The 18,733-nt window shown below is 71.3% G+C and carries 10 protein-coding genes and 6 tRNA genes; 8 read left to right on the forward strand and 8 right to left on the reverse strand.

Features of this window, described 5'->3' with window-relative positions:
- Nucleotides 1-115: 115 nt before the first annotated feature.
- The 7 genes from ACFYP4_RS12465 to ACFYP4_RS12495 all read right to left on the reverse strand — a co-directional run bounded on the left by ACFYP4_RS12465 (nucleotide 116) and on the right by ACFYP4_RS12495 (nucleotide 8,751).
- Nucleotides 116-1,384, reverse strand: coding sequence for a PP2C family protein-serine/threonine phosphatase (locus ACFYP4_RS12465; RefSeq protein ID WP_388785106.1), 1,269 nt, complete (start codon nucleotides 1,382-1,384; stop codon nucleotides 116-118).
- Nucleotides 1,385-1,524: 140 nt separating this feature from the next.
- A tRNA-Met gene (locus tag ACFYP4_RS12470) sits at nucleotides 1,525-1,598 on the reverse strand.
- A 167-nt stretch (nucleotides 1,599-1,765) separates the two neighbouring features.
- On the reverse strand, nucleotides 1,766-2,920 hold the full coding sequence (locus ACFYP4_RS12475; protein WP_388785108.1) for a dihydrofolate reductase family protein: 1,155 nt from the start codon (nucleotides 2,918-2,920) through the stop codon (nucleotides 1,766-1,768).
- Nucleotides 2,921-3,019: 99 nt separating this feature from the next.
- Nucleotides 3,020-3,092: transfer RNA gene (locus ACFYP4_RS12480), tRNA-Lys, on the reverse strand.
- Between the two features lie 109 nt (nucleotides 3,093-3,201).
- Complete coding sequence (locus ACFYP4_RS12485; RefSeq protein ID WP_358852620.1) at nucleotides 3,202-4,761, reverse strand: amino acid permease; 1,560 nt, start codon at nucleotides 4,759-4,761, stop codon at nucleotides 3,202-3,204.
- 166 nt (nucleotides 4,762-4,927) lie between these two features.
- Nucleotides 4,928-7,117 (reverse strand): DEAD/DEAH box helicase, encoded by a 2,190-nt coding sequence (locus ACFYP4_RS12490; protein WP_388785111.1) that lies wholly within the window; start codon nucleotides 7,115-7,117, stop codon nucleotides 4,928-4,930.
- A 1,283-nt stretch (nucleotides 7,118-8,400) separates the two neighbouring features.
- Complete coding sequence (locus tag ACFYP4_RS12495) at nucleotides 8,401-8,751, reverse strand: metallopeptidase family protein (RefSeq protein WP_358852618.1); 351 nt, start codon at nucleotides 8,749-8,751, stop codon at nucleotides 8,401-8,403.
- Between the two features lie 171 nt (nucleotides 8,752-8,922).
- Between ACFYP4_RS12495 and ACFYP4_RS12500 the strand changes: the two genes are divergently transcribed.
- The 5 genes from ACFYP4_RS12500 to ACFYP4_RS12520 all read left to right on the forward strand — a co-directional run bounded on the left by ACFYP4_RS12500 (nucleotide 8,923) and on the right by ACFYP4_RS12520 (nucleotide 12,570).
- Nucleotides 8,923-10,494 (forward strand): metallophosphoesterase, encoded by a 1,572-nt coding sequence (locus ACFYP4_RS12500; protein WP_358852617.1) that lies wholly within the window; start codon nucleotides 8,923-8,925, stop codon nucleotides 10,492-10,494.
- Nucleotides 10,495-10,585: 91 nt separating this feature from the next.
- Nucleotides 10,586-10,658, forward strand: a tRNA-Glu gene (locus tag ACFYP4_RS12505).
- Nucleotides 10,659-10,705: 47 nt separating this feature from the next.
- A tRNA-Asp gene (locus ACFYP4_RS12510) sits at nucleotides 10,706-10,780 on the forward strand.
- A 24-nt stretch (nucleotides 10,781-10,804) separates the two neighbouring features.
- Nucleotides 10,805-10,878, forward strand: a tRNA-Phe gene (locus ACFYP4_RS12515).
- A gap of 69 nt (nucleotides 10,879-10,947) precedes the next feature.
- Nucleotides 10,948-12,570, forward strand: coding sequence for a hypothetical protein (locus ACFYP4_RS12520; protein WP_388785113.1), 1,623 nt, complete (start codon nucleotides 10,948-10,950; stop codon nucleotides 12,568-12,570).
- Between the two features lie 96 nt (nucleotides 12,571-12,666).
- On the opposite strand, the gene ACFYP4_RS12525 is transcribed toward ACFYP4_RS12520, so the two are convergent.
- Nucleotides 12,667-13,719 carry an ABC transporter permease gene (locus ACFYP4_RS12525; RefSeq protein WP_388785676.1) on the reverse strand — a complete coding sequence of 351 codons (1,053 nt, stop codon included), beginning with the start codon at nucleotides 13,717-13,719 and terminating at the stop codon, nucleotides 12,667-12,669.
- 142 nt (nucleotides 13,720-13,861) lie between these two features.
- Here ACFYP4_RS12525 and hrpA point away from each other — a divergent pair, with 142 nt between their 5' ends.
- From hrpA to ACFYP4_RS12540, 3 genes are all read left to right on the forward strand, one after another.
- Complete coding sequence (hrpA, locus tag ACFYP4_RS12530) at nucleotides 13,862-17,806, forward strand: ATP-dependent RNA helicase HrpA (protein WP_388785115.1); 3,945 nt, start codon at nucleotides 13,862-13,864, stop codon at nucleotides 17,804-17,806.
- A 93-nt stretch (nucleotides 17,807-17,899) separates the two neighbouring features.
- Nucleotides 17,900-17,974, forward strand: a tRNA-Asp gene (locus tag ACFYP4_RS12535).
- Between the two features lie 161 nt (nucleotides 17,975-18,135).
- A complete protein-coding gene (locus ACFYP4_RS12540) occupies nucleotides 18,136-18,327 on the forward strand; it encodes a DUF6274 family protein (RefSeq protein WP_358852614.1) in 192 nt (63 codons plus the stop codon).
- Nucleotides 18,328-18,733: the final 406 nt, after the last annotated feature.

Raw genomic sequence — 18,733 nt, forward strand, 5'->3', positions numbered from 1 at the left:
GAGTTGACCGTGAGTCGTAAACCTCAAAAGAGTTGACGATGCGTCAGCTGTTATGCGCAGTGATCCCGCCCGGTCACCTCGGGTGACGGCGGGCCCTGAACGCCGCGCCGGACACTCACGACCGCCGGACGGCGAGCAGCGCCAGGTCGTCCGTCGTCCCGTCCCCGGTGTGCCGGTGCACGTCCTTGATGAGGGCCGAGAGCAGGGCGTCCGGGTCGCGGAAGGCCCGCCCGGCGAGCCGCTCCGCCGGGTCGTAGAACCGCCCCTGGGGGTCGCGCGCCTCCGACAGCCCGTCCGTGTAGAGGAGCAGGGTGGCTCCGGCCCGGAACGCGACCACCGTGGCGCGGTCGGGCCACGTGCCGAGCTCGCCCATCCCGAGCGGCAGCGCGGGCTCCGGTGCCTCCAGCGTGCGCAGGGTGCCGTCCGCGTGCAGGAGCAGCGGCGGGGGATGGCCGCGGTTCAGGAGGCGCACGACGCCGTCCCCGTGCGCGACCTCCGCGAGGACGGCCGTCGTGAACCCCTCGAAGGCGTCGAGCCCGTCGCGCCGTGTCCCCTCCCGCGCCAGCGCCCGCTCCAGCCGCTGGGCGACCGCCTCCAGCGTCGACTCGTGCTCGGCAGCCTCCCGGAAGGCCCCGATGACGACGGCGACCGCCGTCACCGCCCCCATGCCCTTGCCCCGCACATCCCCGACGACCAGCCGCACGCCGTACGGGGAATCCTGCACCGCGTACAGGTCACCGCCGATGAACGCGTCGGCCTGCGCGGCCTCGTACCGCGCGGCCACCTCGAGCCCGCCGATCCGCTCCTCCGGGCGCGGCAGTACGGCGCGCTGTGCGGCCTCGGCGATCTCGCGCGCGGAGGCGAGCCGTTCGTCGGAGCGCCGGACGAGGATGTTGATGAGGACGGCCAGGACGGTGACGGTGGCGACGGTGACCAGTTCGGTGATCGCGTCGACGCGCAGCACGATGCCGAGTTCGAGGTGGACGGAGAGGACGGCGGCGAGCGCGGCGAGACCGGTGAGGACCGTGCCGCGCAGCGAGAAGAGCGGAGCGGCGACCAGGGGTGCGGCCGTGAAGAAGGGGGCCGCGGTGAACTGTGACGGCGTGAGGAGGTCGTAGACGATCCCGGCCGCGACGAGCAGCGCGGGCAGGGCCCGGAGGAAGCGGCGCGCGGACGAGATCCGCCGGGCGACGGGCTCGGCGGACGTGGGCGGCGCGGCGTTCCCGAGGCCGGGATCCGGCACCGGATCCCCGGGCAGCCGCCCCCCGGCCCGCTCGCGCCCCTCGGGAACCGGCCCGCTCGGCCGCTCGCCGCCGGAGTACCCGGCCCCGGTCCCGCCGGCCTCCGGCTCCCCCGGCCGCTGCGCATCACGTCGCTGCCCCACCCGTCCAGGCTTCCCGCGGCGGGGGCGGGCGGCGACCGGTGTGGACCGACCGGATGACACCGGCCGCGCTGGTGTCCCGGTGCGCGGAAACGACTCAGGGCCGGAACTCGATGATCCGAGTTCCGGCCCTGGGCCTTCAGTAGCGGGGACAGGATTTGAACCTGCGACCTCTGGGTTATGAGCCCAGCGAGCTACCGAGCTGCTCCACCCCGCGTCGTTGAGACAAGTGTACGCCATGCGCGGGGGCCCCGGCACACACGTGCTCCCGGCACCGCCCCTCACCAGGGACGTCCGGCCCGGGCGGGGCCTGGGCGGCCGGGATCCCGGCGTGCGTCCTGGTCTCCCGGGACGGGTACGGATCGTCCCCGCCGGCCCGCCGGGTCATGTCAGGTCGGGCCCGGCGGCCGGCCGGAGGTGCCGGTTGGGTGCCTTCGCCGCCTCCTCGTACTCCGCGAGGACGACGACGTCGGCGCCCCCGGCCCGCAGCACCCCGCTTCCGTCGGCACCGGCGACGAAGGTGTCGGGCTCCCGCCAGGCGGTGACCACGCGCCGTACCCCGGCGTCCAGGATCAGCCGCGCGCACGGCGACGGCCGGGAGGCACGGCGGGCGCAGGGCTCCAGGCTGCTGTAGACGGTGGCACCGGCGAGCCGCGGGTCCGCGGGACCGGCCTTGGCGAGTGCGGCCTCCTCGGCATGCTCCACCGGGTCGCCCTCGCGGGAGTGGCCACGGGCGATCTCGGTGCCGTCCGCCGCCACCACGACCGCGCCCACGCTGAACGCGGTCCGCGACGGCGGGCACTGCCCGGCCAGTTCGCAGGCCAGCGCCAGCCACCGCCGGTCGGCGGCGGAGGCCAGCGGCCCGGTGCCGGGCGCGGTCGGCACGTACCGGGCGAGGACGACGTCGCCGACGGGCCGGCTCTCCACCAGCCGCATCCGCCCGCCGGGATAGGGGCCGGGCCCGAACATGCGCGGGGCGTCCGGCTCGCCCACGAGGAGCGGCGCCAGCACCAACTGCAGTTCGTCGGCGAGGCCCTGGCGCAGCAGCTGGGTGTGCACCCGGCCGCCGCCCTCGACCATGAGCCGCCGGACGCCCCGTACGTCGTGCAGGTGCTCCAGGACGGCGCGCCAGTGAAGTTCGGGGCCGGTGGCGACGATGCCGACGCCGAGACCGCGCAGGGCGGCGGTGGCCCGGGCGGCGCCCCTGTCGGTGGTGTAGACGGTCTTTTCGCCGCCGGTGTGCCAGAACTGCGCGGCCGGGTCGAGGTCGCCGGACCCGCTGACCGTGACCTTGAGCGGGTACTCAGGACGCCCCGCCGCGAGCCGGGCCGCCCGCCGCTCGGCCGAGTTCACCAGCAGCCGGGGGTTGTCGGCCCGGATGGTCCCGGCGCCGATCAGGATCGCGTCGCTGGACGCCCGCACCTCGTCGACCCGGTCGAAGTCGGCCGGCCCGGAGAGCAGCAGCCGGTCGGGCCCGGTGTCGTCCAGGAAGCCGTCCAGGGAGACGGCGGCGGACAGCAGGACGTGGGGATGGGGCATGGGACGCACCCTCCGGCTCCGAGCGCTCGGCTCTTGGTGGTTCGGATCAACGACGACAGCGCCCCACCCGGCCAAAACCGGGTGGGGCGCTGTGGGCGGTAGACCCTGTGGGACTCGAACCCACAACCAATGGATTAAAAGTCCACTGCTCTGCCAATTGAGCTAAGGGTCCACGCAGCGGCTCGCGCCGATGCATCCCCGAGCATAGCCGGACCGGGCCGGGACTCCGATCGGGTATCGGTGACCCGGCCGCGCCGCGCGGTCCGAAGTGGGCGGGACGGTCAGGGATCGACCGGTTCGGGTGCGCCCGCGCGGGCGGCCTCCCGGGCGATCGTGCGTTCGTGGTCGGGGTTGAGGAACCAGTGCCGGGCGGAGGCCAGCCACCAGGTCGCGGCGAAGCCGAGGACGACGAGGACCGCGACCGGGGCGTAGTTGAAGGTCTTCCAGGTGACGGGGGAGACCTGCGGCAGCATGAACAGGACGGTGATGAGGGCCACCCAGGCGACGGCGACGGTCCCGATCGCCCGGGACCAGCGGCCCAGGTGCCAGGGTCCCCGCTCGAACGCCTCGCCCTTGCGCAGCCGCAGGAGCGTGGGGATGACGTAGGCGATGTAGAGGCCGATGACGGCGATCGACGTCACGGCCGCGTACGCCGTCACGTTGATCAGGTACGGGAGGCCGAGTGCCAGGGCGCCGAGTGCCGCGAGCCAGACCGCCGCCACGGGCGTCCTGGTCCGCGGGTCCACCGTGTGCCACACCCGCGAGAACGGCAGTGCCCCGTCCCGCGAAAAGGCGTAGATCATGCGGCTGTTGGCGGTCACGGACGCCATCCCGCAGAAGAGCTGGGCCGCGATGACGACCAGCAGCAGGAGCTTGCCCGACGTCGCTCCGAGCGCGTCGAGCAGGATCTGCGCCGGCGGGGCTCCCGTCGGCGAGTCCAGCGCCTTGTCGTACGACTGGATGGCGAAGGTGAAGCCGAGCAGCAGGACGAAACCCGCTATCCAGGACGTCCAGATGGAGCGGACGATGCCCCGGGGTCCCGCCGTCGACGCGTCGCGGGTCTCCTCGGTCATGTGGGCCGAGGCGTCGTACCCGGTGAAGGTGTACTGCGCCATGAGCAGGCCGATGAGGACGACGTACAACCCGCTGCCCCAGCCGGTGTTGTTCACGAACTCGGTGAACACGAAGGACGCGGGCCGGTGGTGGTCCGGCACGAGGGCGAGCGCACCGACGATCACCGCGACCCCCAGCACGTGCCACCACACGCTGATGCTGTTGAGCAGGCCGACGATGCGGACGCCGAAGGTGTTGAGGAGCCCGTGCAGGACGAGGATCCCGGCGAAGAGCAGGACCGTCCGGCCGGGGGTGACCTTGAAGTCGAACTGGAGGTTCAGGTAGGCCCCGAGGAAGGACGCGGCGCCGAAGTCGACGCCGGCGGTCACCGCGAGCTGCCCGAGCACGTTGAACCAGCCGGTGAACCACGCCCAGGCCGCGGCCGTACGCGGCGGCGCCAGGCGGTGGGCCCAGAAGTACAGGCCCGCGGACGTGGGATACGCCGAACAGATCTCCGCCATCGCCAGCCCGACGACCAGCGTCATCAGTCCGACCACGACCCATCCCCAGGTGATCACGGCGGGACCGCCGGTGTTCATCCCGAACAGGTACAGCGTCAGACAGCCCGACAGCACCGAGATGATCGTGAAGGACACCGCGTAGTTCGAGAACGCGGACATGCGGCGGGCAAGGACCTGCGTGTAGCCGAGCTGGGCGAGCCGGTCCTCGTCGGAGAGGGCGGCGGCCGGGGACGGGTCGCGCGCCCCCGAGGCGTCAGGAATTGTCATGCCCCCAGCGATTCCCTCGCCGGGTGCCCGACATGCGCCGCACGAAGGCCGAAACTCGACCGTGACCGGTCGGAAAAATGATCACCCGCACACGGCGAAGGGCCCGCACGACGCGTGTCGTGCGGGCCCTTCGAAGTCAGTGCCTCAGGCGGGTGAGGTCACCGGCTCAGCCGTTGCGCTTCCAGCGGGGCTTCTCGTCCCGGCGGCCGAAGGCACCGGCGCCGGTGCCGCGGTGCTCGTCACGACGGCCGTACGGGCGGTCGTGGCTGCCGGCGCGGAAACCGCTGGAGGGGCGGTTGTCCTGACGGTCACGGTTGAAGGGGCGGTCGCTGCCGCGGTGACCGCCGCGGTCGTCACGACGCTCGAAGGTACGGCCACCGGCACCGCGGTCGTCACGACGGTCGTCGCGGCGGAACCCACCACGGTCGGCACCGTCACGACGCTCGAACGTACGGCCACCGGCACCACGGTCGTCACGACGCTCGAAGGTACGGCCACCGGTACCACGGTCGTCACGACGGTCGTCGCGGCGGAACCCACCACGGTCACCACCGTCACGACGCTCGAACGTACGGCCACCGGCACCACGGTCGTCACGACGGTCATCGCGGCGGAACCCACCACGGTCACCACCGTCACGACGCTCGAACGTACGGCCACCGGCACCGCGGTCGTCACGACGGTCATCGCGGCGGAACCCACCACGGTCACCACCGTCACGACGCTCGAACGTACGGCCACCAGCACCACGGTCATCACGACGGTCGTCGCGGCGGAACCCACCACGGTCATTGTCACGACGCTCGAAGTTGCCGCGCTCGTCACGACGCTGACGCGGCGCCTCGTACGAGGAACGCTCGCGCTCGGCGGGCTGCTCGGCGACCTCGGCGGGAGCCTCGGCCACGGCCTGCTCGGCGGCGGCCGCGACGGCCGCCTCCGGGTCGTCGCCCCGCTCACGCGCGGCACGGGCGACCAGCCGGTCGGCCTCCTCGCGCAGCTCGACGGCACGGCGCTGCGCACGCTCCAGCTCCTTGGTGAGCTGCGAGACCTCGCGCTCGGCCTGCTGCGCCGCGTTGCCCGCGGACTCGGCCTGGACCTCGGTCATCGACCGGGCACCGGTGATCTCGGCGACCTCGGGCTCGAAGGCCGCACCGGAGTTGATGATGTGACGCGCGGCGTCGACGCCCGCGTCCTCCATCAGCCGGAAGATCTGGCGGCGCTGGTGCGGCAGGGACAGCGAGACGACGGTGCCGGAGCGGCCCGCACGCGCGGTACGACCGGAACGGTGCAGGTAGTCCTTGTGGTCGCCGGCCGGGTCCACGTTCAGTACCAGGTCGATGCCGTCGACGTGGATGCCGCGGGCGGCGACGTCGGTGGCGACGAGGGCGTTGACGTAGCCCTTCTTGAAGTCCTCGAGCACGCGGGTGCGCGCACCCTGCGTCATACCGCCGTGCAGCGCGTCGGCCTTCACACCGGACTCGCAGAGCTGCTCGGCGATGCGGTCGGCGCCCAGCTGCGTGCGGACGAAGATGATCGTGCGGCCCTTGCGGGAGGCGATCGCGGCGGTGACCGGCGCCTTGTCCTTGGGCTTCACGATGAGGATGTGGTGCGACATGGTCGTGACGTTGCCCTGGGCGCTGTCGACCTCGTGTGTGACGGGGTTCGTCAGGTAGCGCTTGACCAGCGTGGAGATCTCGTTCTCCATCGTGGCGGAGAACAGCATGCGCTGGCCGCCGCCGGGGATCTGGTCGAGCAGCTCGGTGACCTCGGGCAGGAAGCCCAGGTCGGACATCTGGTCGGCCTCGTCGAGGACGGCGACCCGGACGTTCTCCAGCGAGCAGGCGCCGCGGCTGATGATGTCGCGCAGGCGGCCCGGGGTGGCGACGAGGACGTCGACGCCGCGCTCCAGGGCGTACATCTGGTTGCTCATCGACGTACCGCCGCAGACGACCTTCATCTTCAGGCCGAGCACGTCGCCGTACGGCTGGAGCGCGTCCGCGACCTGCATCGCGAGCTCACGGGTCGGCGTGAGGATGATGCCGCGGGGCTTCTTCTTCTCGGTGTGGCCGCCGGACAGCGTCGCCAGCAGCGGCAGACCGAACGAGAGGGTCTTGCCGGAGCCGGTACGGCCACGGCCGAGGATGTCCTTGCCGGCCAGGGCGTCCGGGATGGTCGCGGCCTGGATCGGGAAGGGGGCGGTCACGCCGTTCTGTGCGAGCTTGCGCACGACGCCCTCGGGGAGACCGAGCGTGGCGAAGGTGACCTCGGGAGCGGCCTCCGTGGCCGGGGCGAGCTCGATGTCGGCGTTCTCGTTGTTCTCGGGCACGACGACGTGATCAGTACTGGAAACAGACATGCGAAATGCGAACCTTCCGGAGTTCTTCGGCACGCGCCCAAACTCCGTGAAGTCGCAATCGACCGCCTCTATGCGGTCCGGCCACGGCAAGGGAGAGTACGCGCCACGGGGCGCTCTCTTTACGGCGCCGGGCGATGGGATCAAACGATCTACCACCATACGCACCCTTCACCACCCCTGGCAAACCGCTCCGGCCCACACACCCCCCGACCCCCCGAACCAGCCCCGGCCAACCAACAAAACCCCAGGTCAGAGCAGCCACGAACGGCCCACGTGAGCAACGTCACCCGACCGACCAGGCACCCAGGACTCCCGGAGCGACTCGAACCCGCCCGTACCCGCACCCGTACCCGTACCGCATTAGGTACGGCCTGCACCCGCCCTCCCACAGAAGGGGCCGTGCCGGTACATCAAATGCCCGTTGCAGGTCGGGCAGACAACCCCGGGCCCTCATGCAACGCGGCTGTACGCCCGACATGCAACGGGCGGATGTACTGGCGCGGCCCCGCCCCACCCACCGGGCCAAGGCGCCCGGCGGTCACCCCAGGGCACGGGCCCACCTCAAGCCACCCGCCCGGAGAACGGCACCGCGCCCGGCGGTCACCCCAGGGCACGGGCCCACCTCAAGCCACCCGCCCGGAGAACGGCACCCCCGCCCGAGGCACCGGCTCCCGCTCCACCAGCTGCGTGGTCTGCTCGTGCGCCGACGACGAAGGCTCCGCGCTCGGATCGGCGGACGGTTGCGCCGACTCCGTAGGGGTCGGTTCCCCCGTACGGGTGGGACTCGGCTCCCCCTTGGTCGGCCCCGGCTCCCCCGGCCGCCCCCCGCCGCCGCCCCCGCTCCCGCCCTTGCCGCCCCCACCCTTGCCGTCCTTCGACGTGACCTCACCCGAGGGCTTCGCGGACCGCCCCTTTGAGGCTGACGCGGACGCGGACGCCGACCCCGACGCGGAGTCCCCGCCCTTCGCCGACCCGGCCCGCCCGCCAGGCCCCCCGCGGGACCCCGCCGCACCCCCGGACCCGGCCGACCCCCCGCCGGACGCTCCGTCCCGCTGGCCCGGGGAGTGCGAGGGCCCGGGCCCGGCCCCGTCGTCACCCACGCTCATGCAACCGGCGGCCGCGGCGACGGCGACGACCGTGGCGGCCAGACGGACAGGTACGTACAAGGCGCGCACGGGCAGCCACCTCCGAGGGCGGGTCGGGAGTCCACCTGCCCAACTCCCGTCGCACGCACAAGGACACGCGCCCCCAGGGCCGGACCGGACCATCCGGCCACCCTCACGTCACCCGTACCCCAGCGCGTGCAACCGCGCGTCGTCGATCCCGAAGTGGTGGGCGATCTCGTGGACGACGGTCACCTCGACCTCCGCGACGACGTCCTCACGCGAGTCGCACATCCGCAGCGTCGGCCCCCGGTAGACCGTGATCCGGTCCGGCAGCACCCCCGCGTACCACTCCCCGCGATCGGTCAGCGGCGTGCCCTCGTACAGCCCGAGCAGCTCGGGATCGTCGGCGGGCGGTTCGTCCTCGACGAACACCGCCACGTTGTCCATCAGCCGCGTCAGCTCCGGCGGAATCCGGTCCAGCGCGTCGGCCACCAGTTCCTCGAACTCCTCGCGCGTCATCTCCAGCACACGGCCATTGTCCGACACGGGCCCGCGACCGGGAGGTCGGCAGGAAAGCCCACCGCACCACCCGCCCCCCACCCCGCGGGCCCCGGGCACCCCAAGCCCCCCAGACACCCCGACATGCCCCGAAAGCCCCACCCCCGCATATCCGCCCCCACCCGCGGGCATACGGCCCCAATGGCCAGCGCCGCCACCACCCCGCCCCACCCCCGCCACCGCTTCCGCGACCTCACCCGGAAGGCACCGCGCGCCCTCCTCCGGCACTACCGCGCCCGCCGCGGCCACCCGACGGCCGAACTGGTCCAGCAGCCCCATCCCTACGCCCGCGCCCTGGCCCTGGTGGCCGTCGTCCTGACGGGCGCCTGGCTGGGCCTGCTGATCGTCGGCAACGTCCGCGTCCCGGTCGGCCCGATGGACACCACGATGACGCTGCGCCCCTCCCTGACCGGCGGCACGAAGATCAACATCTCGCCGCTCGGCGCCCTGGAGCTGCGCAGCCACCAGGCCCCCATCCGCCTGGACGTGGACGTGGACCAGCTCGACCCGGTCCGCTCCCAGGCCCTGGTGGACCACCCCGAGCGGATCTCCGGCCTCCAGGACGAGGTCACGCGGGACGTCGAGCACGGCACGCTCGACCTGGCCGTCCGTTCCTGCATCGCCGTGGTCTCCGGCGCCACGGCCCTGGGGCTCGCGGTCTACCGCCGTCCCCGCAGGGCCCTCGCGGCCGGCGGCCTGGCGCTGGCCCTCCTGGCGGCCTCCGGAGCGACCGCCTACGCCACCTGGAACCCCAAGTCGGTCCTGGAGCCGAGGTTCTCCGGGCTGCTCTCCTCCGCGCCCTCCGTCGTCGGCGACGCCCGCAGCATCGTCAGCGAATTCGACGTCTACCAGAAGGAGTTGGCGCGCCTGGTGACGAACGTGACGAAGCTGTACGACGTCACGTCCACGCTTCCCGCGTACGAACCGGACCCCGCGACGATCCGGATCCTGCACGTCTCCGACATCCACCTGAACCCGGCGAGCTGGAAGATCATCGCGTCGCTGGTGAAGCAGTACGACATCGATGTGATCGTCGACTCCGGCGACACCATGGACCACGGCTCGGCGGCCGAGAACGGCTTCCTGGACCCGATCCCCGACCTCGGCGCCCCGTACGTCTGGGTGCGCGGCAACCACGACTCCGCCGACACCCAGCGCTACATGAAGCGCATGAAGGACGTCCGGGTCCTGGACGACGGGAAGGCGGTCTCGGTGGCCGGCGTGCGCTTCGCCGGCATCGGCGACCCGCAGTTCACCCCCGACCGCTCGGCGCGGGCGGCGGGCGACGCGGCGGAACGGATGGCGGGCCTGCGCCTGGCCTCGGCCCTGGTGGACCAGAAGCGGGCGGGCACCCCGGTCGACGTGGCCGTCGCCCACAACCCGGAGGCGGCCCGGCAGACGGACGGCGACGTTCCGCTCGTGCTGGCGGGGCACGTCCACCACGAGGAGATGGAGGTCATGAAGTACGGCACCCGGCTCCGCATCGAGGGCTCCACCGGCGGCAGCGGCCTGCGGGCGGTGGAGGGCAGGGACCCGGACCCGATCGAGGCCTCGGTCCTCTACCTGGACCGCGACACGCGCCGCCTCCAGGCCTGGGACGAGATCGCGCTGGGCGGTCTCGGCCTGACGACGGCGGAGGTCAGCCGCCATCTCCCGGAGGAGAACCGGCCGGGCGGGGCCCGGTCCCCGGGCCCCGCGGAGTCCGCCCCCTGAACCCGCGCGAAACCGTTTTGGCGATACCTCCCGCCATCCCATATGCTTCTCACGTCCCCGACGCGCTGAGAAGCGCCCAGGCGGGCCGATAGCCCTCATCGTCTAGCGGCCTAGGACGCCGCCCTTTCAAGGCGGTAGCACGGGTTCGAATCCCGTTGGGGGCACGTAGAACCGTGTGCAAGACTGTTCACGCAGTCGCACACAACAGCTGGGTCCTGTGGAGCAGTTTGGAGTGCTCGCCACCCTGTCAAGGTGGAGGCCGCGGGTTCAAATCCCGTCAGGACCGCTGAGATTCCGCAAGGAATCTCGTGGCTGGGTAGCTCAGTTGGTACGAGCGATCGCCTGAAAAGCGATAGGTCGCCGGTTCGACCCCGGCCCCAGCCACAAGATCGAAAACCCCCTCCGGACGACCGGAGGGGGTTTTCGTGGCTCATGGGGAACCTAGGGGGGTTCTTGAGACGCAACAGCAGGGCCATCGTGACGGCCGGCGCCGTCCTTCTCGCCGCCTTCGCCGTGCCCGGCACGGCCCACGCCACCGCGCCGACGGTCAAGGAGGCGTACAGCGACTCGGCCGACTGGTCGGTCATCGACGTACGTCTCGGTCACGGGAGTGCTGTCGGCGAGGACGTCGAGAAGGTCACCGCGGAGCTCCGGCCCGCCGGCAGTACCGCGACGGAGCCGGTGGCCACGGTGACCGGCTTCAAGCAGAAGTACTGGAGCAGTCCCTGGGAGGGCGTCTGGGCCTCGGAACCCGTCCGCCTGGACAGTCTCGGCGACTACACGATCGACATCGAGGTCACGGACAGCTCGGGCGAGACCTCCGTCCGCAAGGACGCGGGCACTCTGCGGTACCGGGAGCAGCCGGTCATCAGTGCCTTCACCGTGACGCCCACCGAACCGACCATCGACGACAGGACCGTCTCGGTGGGCGGCGACCTGGTGGTCCGCGACCCGCGCACCCGCTCGACGGTTCCGCTGCCCGACGCCGACGTCGACATCCGTCTCGACCAGAACGGCGACACGAGCGCCCGCACGGACGAGAACGGCCACTTCGCCCTCTCGCGCGAGCTGCGGCAGGGCGGTTGGGCCTGGGCCGAGTACCGCGGCGACCTGGGATTCGCCACGGTCCCGTGGGTGGACATCAGGCCGAAGGCGGCCCCGACCCGTCTGGTCCTCGACCGGGCGTCCTTCCACCCCGCCGCCGGTGACCCGATCTCCGTGTCCGGCACGCTGCAGTACCGGAGCGGGGCGGAGTGGAAGCCGCTGTCCGGCATTCCGCTGGAGATGGACCACAAGGGCAGCAGCACGAGCAATCCGGTTCTCGCGACCACCGATGCCGCCGGCCGCTTCACCTTTTCCGCCCGGCCGTACCAGAAGACCGTGTACGAGGTGTCGTTCTCGCCCTACCCGCACAACGCGTGGATCGAGCGCACGGCGACCGCCGATGTCGCCGTCGAGGTCACGGCGGGGACGAAGTTCAAGGAGTTCACTGCCTCGCTGGACGAGCGTGCCGAGCTGAGCGTCTCCGGCATCCTCGGCGAGGACCACAGCGAGCGGGTCGACGTCAACGTGCAGTACTCCGCGGACGGCCGTACCGGCTGGAAGACCGAGAAGACGGTGCGGACCGGGTTCGACGAGCAGTTCCACGTCGGCCTGCCGGGCCATCCGGACGGCTACTGGCGGCTGCGGTACGCCGGTTCAACGACCGCGGACGTCACCGGCACCACCAGCGGCTCCCTGCGCAGGAACCGCTCGCTGACGCGGATCAAGGACGCCAACGCCTCACCGGAACCCGTGCGCAAGGGCGGCACCGTCACCGTCAAGGGCGTCCTCCAGGAGCGGGGGCCGGGCGCGGCGGGCTGGCGCGCGTACGGCGGCAAGAAGGTCCAGATCCTCTTCCGGCCCAAGGGCAAGTCGACCTGGTACCTGATGACGACCGTCACCACGAACGCCGGCGGGTCCTTCGCCAAGGGATTCAAGGCGCAGCAGGACGGCACCTGGACGCCCGTGTTCCTGCACCCCGACAGCAAGCACTTCGTGGGCGGCGGATACGAGGACTACGTCGACGTGCGGTGACATCCCGTGCGGTCACGGGTGACCGCACGGACACGGCGGGAGGGGCGGACGCGCACGGCGTCCGCCCCTCCCGCCGTCCGCCGCCGTACGAGCCGGTCAGGCCGCCGCGTGCGCCGGTGTCCCTTCGCGGCCCCCCGGATGCCGGTGCCGCCAGGTCCAGAACACCGCGCAGGAGACCAGCGCCCACCCGGCGAGCACCAGGAACGGGAACAGGTGCTGGTGGCCCGCGAAGTACACGGCCGTGTGCTGGGCGTTCACGGAGGCCCCCGGGGGCAGCCAGCGGCCGACGGTGCCGAGCAGGGACGGCAGCAGCGGCCAGGACACCGCGCCGCCCGAGGACGGGTTGCCCAGCAGGACCATCAGGCCCCAGGTGGGCAGCATCGCCCAGCGTCCGAAGAGCGTGTTGAACATCGTGAAGACCATGCCGGAGGCGAACATCGTCAGCGCCAGGATCAGCCAGGACTCGGCGAACGGCAGATCGAGCGCGCCCAGGACCCAGTCCACCACCGCCGCGATCACGAACCCGCCGAGCAGGGCGTAGGCGGCCGTGAACGCGATGCGCTCCAGCGGGTTCAGGGCCCGTGCGTGCACGCTGAGCTGGATCGCCCCGACGAATCCGATGATCACGGCCGCCAGGGAGACGTAGAAGATCGCGAGGCCCCGGGGGTCGCCCTGCTGCGTGGGCTTGATGTCCTTGACGGTGACCGCGACCCCCGTCTCCCAACCGACCGCGGGAGCGGCCCGCGCGATGATCTCCGCGACCGAGGCCCCGGACGCCCCGGAGACGTCGAGCGTGGCCGCACTGCCCGCCTCCCGCACCTCGAGGATCGCGAAGACCTCCTGGTCGTCCACCGCTTCGACCGCCGCCGCCCGGCTGTCGTACGCGTGGATCGCTAGGGACGCGTCGAGTGCCTTCTCCATCCCGTCGACGAACGCCTTGCCCCGCCCCTCCTGGTACGCGCCCACCACCGCGGTCGGCACATGGCGCGGCGTCGGGTTCGCCATGGAGTAGGTGTACGAGCCCGCGAAGAGGCCCGCCGCGGCGGCGAGGATCAGGACCAGCACGGACGCGGGCAGGAACGGGGACTCCTTGAAGGACGCCCACCGTTCGCCCCGGGTGGCGGGCCTGCCGTGGGCACCGTGCGGCATCTCGGACATACGGACACGCTAAAGCCGCGTAAGGGATATTTCTCAACGGAAGGGAATATTCATCGGTCCTCCCTGCCCCGGCGGGCCGGCCGCGCAAAAGGGTTCGCCACTCATTTCGCCGAGGTGAGATCCTGGACCGCGTATGTCTACGCACCCTGCCCCCGTTCTCGGCGATCTCGCCGCCCGCCTGGCCGAGCTGTCCCTGCGCGACGCGCACCGGCTCGGGCGCAGGCTCGAAGGCGCGCGCAAGATCCGCAAGCCAGAGGCCCGGTCCGCCGTGCTCACCGAGATCGACACGGAGGTCACCCGGGCCGAGACCCGCATGGCCGCACGCCGCGCGCGCGTCCCGGCCGTCAGCTATCCCGAGCAGCTCCCGGTCAGCCAGAAGAAGGACGCGATCGCGGAGGCCATCCGGGACCACCAGGTCGTGATCGTCGCGGGCGAGACCGGATCGGGCAAGACCACGCAGATCCCCAAGATCTGCCTGGAGCTCGGCCGCGGCGTCCGGGGCATGATCGGGCACACGCAGCCCCGCCGGATCGCCGCCCGCACCGTCGCCGAGCGCGTCGCCGACGAGCTGGACACGCCCCTCGGCGAGGCCGTCGGCTGGAAGGTCCGGTTCACCGACCAGGTGAACCCGGAAGGGACCTTCGTCAAGCTCATGACCGACGGCATCCTGCTCGCCGAGATCCAGACGGACCGCGAACTGCGCGCGTACGACACGATCATCATCGACGAGGCCCACGAGCGGTCGCTGAACATCGACTTCCTGCTCGGCTACCTGGCCCAGCTGCTGCCCAGGCGGCCGGACCTCAAGGTCGTCATCACCTCCGCGACCATCGACCCGCAGCGTTTCTCCCGGCACTTCGGCGACGCCCCGATCGTCGAGGTCAGCGGTCGCACGTACCCCGTCGAGGTCCGTTACCGCCCGCTCCTGGAGGAGGACTCCGAGGACGCCGACCGCGACCAGATCACCGCGATCACCGACGCCGTCGAGGAGCTGATGGCGGAGGGCAAGGGGGACATCCTCGTCTTCCTGTCCGGGGAGCGGGAGATCCGGGACACCGCCGACGCGCTCACCAAGAAGAACTACCGGTTCACCGAGGTCCTCCCCCTCTACGCGCGCCTCTCGCACGCCGAGCAGCACCGCGTCTTCCAGCAGCACACGGGGCGCAGGATCGTTCTGGCGACCAACGTCGCGGAGACCTCCCTCACCGTCCCGGGCATCAAGTACGTCATCGACCCGGGCACCGCCCGCATCTCCCGCTACAGCCACCGCACGAAGGTGCAGCGGCTGCCCATCGAGCCGGTGTCGCAGGCCAGCGCCAACCAGCGCAAGGGCCGCTGCGGCCGTACGTCCGACGGCATCTGCATCCGGCTGTACAGCGAGGAGGACTTCCTCGCCCGCCCGGAGTTCACGGACGCGGAGATCCTGCGGACGAACCTCGCCTCCGTCATCCTCCAGATGACCGCCGCCGGCCTCGGCGACATCGAGAAGTTCCCCTTCATCGACCCGCCGGACCACCGCAACATCCGCGACGGCGTGCAGCTCCTGCAGGAGCTGGGCGCCCTCGACCCGGTGCAGAAGGACCCGCGCAAGCGGCTCACGGAGACCGGCCGCAAGCTCGCGCAGCTGCCCGTGGACCCGCGCCTGGCCCGGATGGTCCTGGAGGCCGACAGGAACGGCTGTGTGCGCGAGGTCATGGTGATCGCCGCCGCGCTCTCCATCCAGGACCCGCGCGAGCGTCCCGCCGACAAGCAGACCCAGGCCGACCAGAGCCACGCCCGCTTCCGGGACGAGACGAGCGACTTCCTCGCCTTCCTCAACCTGTGGCGGTACGTGCGCGAGCAGCAGAAGGAGCGGGGCTCGTCCTCGTTCCGCCGCATGTGCAAGCAGGAGTACCTGAACTTCCTGCGGATCCGCGAGTGGCAGGACATCTACAGCCAGCTGCGCACGGTCGCCAAGCAGATGGGCATCCAGCCGAACGAGGACGACGCGGCCGACCAGAGCGTCCACGTCTCCCTCCTCGCCGGCCTGCTCTCGCACGTCGGCATGAAGGACGTCAAGGAAGGCGCGAAGAACGAGTATCTGGGCGCCCGCAGCGCCAAGTTCGCGATCTTCCCGGGCTCGGCCCTCTTCAAGAAGCCCCCGCGGTTCGTGATGTCCGCCGAACTCGTCGAGACGTCCCGGCTGTGGGCGCGCGTCAACGCGAGGATCGAGCCGGAGTGGGTCGAGCCGCTGGCCGGACACCTGCTCAAGCGCACGTACAGCGAGCCGCACTGGGAGAAGGACCAGGCCGCGGTGATGGCGTACGAGAAGGTGACGCTGTACGGCGTCCCGATCGTCGCCCAGCGCAAGGTGAACTACGGCCGGATCGACCCGGAGGCCTCCCGCGAACTGTTCATCCGCAACGCCCTCGTCGAGGGCGACTGGCGCACGCACCACAAGTTCTTCGCCGACAACCGCAAGCTGCTGACCGAGGTCGAGGAGCTGGAGCACCGCGCGCGGCGCCGGGACATCCTGGTCGACGACGAGACCCTCTTCGACTTCTACGACCAGCGGGTCCCCGAACACGTCGTGTCGGGCGCGCACTTCGACTCCTGGTGGAAGCACAAGCGCCACGAGGAGCCCGAACTCCTCGACTTCGAGCGCTCCATGCTCATCAACGAACGCGCCGGCGACGTCAGCAAGGACGACTACCCGGACTCGTGGCACCAGGGACGGCTCAAGTTCCGCGTCACCTACCAGTTCGAGCCGGGCGCCGACGCGGACGGCGTGACCGTCCACATCCCCCTCCAGGTCCTCAACCAGGTGACGGACGAGGGCTTCGAATGGCAGATTCCGGGGCTGCGGGAGCAGGTCGTGACCGAGCTGATCCGGTCCCTGCCGAAGCCGATCCGCCGGAACTACGTCCCGGCACCCGACTTCGCCCAGAAGTTCCTCAAGCAGGCGGTGCCGCTCCAGGAGCCCCTGGCGACGACGCTGGCCCGCGAGCTGAAGCGCATGGTCGGGGTCCCGCTCACCGCCGACGACTTCGACTGGTCCCGGGTCCCCGACCATCTGAAGGTCACCTTCCGGATCGTCGACGAGCGGCGCCGCAAGCTCGCCGAGGACAAGGACCTCCAGGTGCTGCAGCTCCGGCTGAAGCCCAAGGCGCGCCAGGCGATCTCGCAGGCCGCCGCGGCCACCGCCGAGCGCACGGGCGGGGAGTCCCTGGAGCGCACGGGCCTCACGGACTGGACGATCGGCTCGCTCACCCGGGTCTTCGAGACCCGGCGCGCGGGCCAGCCGGTCAAGGCCTACCCCGCGCTCGTCGACGACGGGGACACCGTCTCCGTACGCCTCTTCGACACCGAGGCGGAGCAGCAGGAGGCGATGTGGAAGGGCACCCGGCGCCTGATCCTGCGCAACATCCCGGTGAACCCGGCCAAGTTCGCCTCGGACAAGCTGACGAACGCCCAGAAGCTCGCGCTCTCCGCCAATCCCCACGGCACCGTCCAGGCCCTCTTCGACGACTGCGCGATGGCCGCGGCGGACAAGCTGATCGGTGACTTCGGCGGCCCGGCGTGGGACGAGGAGTCCTACCGGAAGCTGTACGACCGGGTGCGCGCCGAGATCGTGGACACGACGGTCCGCACGGTCGGGCAGGTGCAGCAGGTCCTCGCCGCCTGGCAGGCCTGTGAGCGCCGTCTGAAGGCCACCAGGAGCGCGGCGCTGCTCGCGAACCTGACGGACGTACGGACGCAGCTGGACGCCCTCGTGAGGCCCGGCTTCGTCACGGCCACGGGACTGCGCCGCCTCCCGGATCTGATGCGCTATCTGGTGGCGGCCGACCGGCGCCTCCAGCAGATGCCGACGAACGTCCAGCGGGACACCAGCCGCATGGAGAAGGTCCACGAGATGCAGGACGAGTACGCGTGGCTGCTGGAGCAGATGCCCCAGGGCCGCCCGGTCCCCCAGCAGGTGCGGGACATCCGCTGGATGCTGGAGGAGCTGCGGGTCAGCTACTTCGCCCACGCGCTGGGCACGGCGTACCCCGTCTCCGACAAGCGGATCGTGAAGGCGATCGACGCCGCGGTCCCGTAATCGCCCCCGTACGGAGGGTGAGTTCGACCGCCGGGCTCACCCTCCTGTAGAGTCCTTCTCGCAGCACAGCGCAGGAAAGTGACTGCGAAACCTGGTCCTGTGGAGCAGTTTGGAGTGCTCGCCACCCTGTCAAGGTGGAGGCCGCGGGTTCAAATCCCGTCAGGACCGCATGACATCGAGAGCCCGGGTCTTCGGACCCGGGCTCTCGTGCGTGTTCCCGCCCCGCCCGGGGGCCCTTCCGGCAATCCCGGCCGTGTGACGGCATCTTGACGCCGCCTCGATCCGCCGGTACCCAGAGACCAGGGCCCTCGACCTCTCGGAGGTGGCGGATGGCAGCGAGCGCCAGACACGAGACGCGGGCCCTGCTGCGGGCCCATCTGGCCGCCGCGAGCCAGTACCGCCACCTGACGCGGCACTGCCCGATCTGCCGTCAACTCCTGCGCCTGGCCATGGAACCGGCCCCGGAGGGCGAGGAGAGCCCCGACGCGGCCGCCGGGGAGGAGACCCCCTCCAGGACCTGAGCCGGCGGGCGCCCCTTCGGCGCCCTCATCCCCTAGCGCAGACCCCACAGGGGCAACAAGGACCCCGACGTGTGACGGGTGTCACCGCATAAGTTTTCGGAACAACGGTACTTACGCCCCACCTACAACCAGTCAATTTTATATGTGCAATTGCACTGTCTCCGCAGATGCCCCACAGGAGATCCGACAGCCCTCCCCAGACTTCGACAAGGCCGCGCACAGCAGTGCCGTTCCCCGCACATCCCGGTCGGAAGCAGGGCACATCCCGAGCCCATCCCGGGATCAATCAGGGCATGAAAAAAGGGATCGCGCTGGACCCGGCGGAGTCCAGCGCGATCCACGACACACCCTTGTCGCATGCTTGTTCAGCTTGGGCGTGGGCTCCGTTGGGGCGGAACCCGCGTCG

The organism is Streptomyces sp. NPDC005551, from assembly GCF_042871785.1.
In the GTDB taxonomy this organism is placed as follows: Bacteria; Actinomycetota; Actinomycetes; order Streptomycetales; family Streptomycetaceae; genus Streptomyces.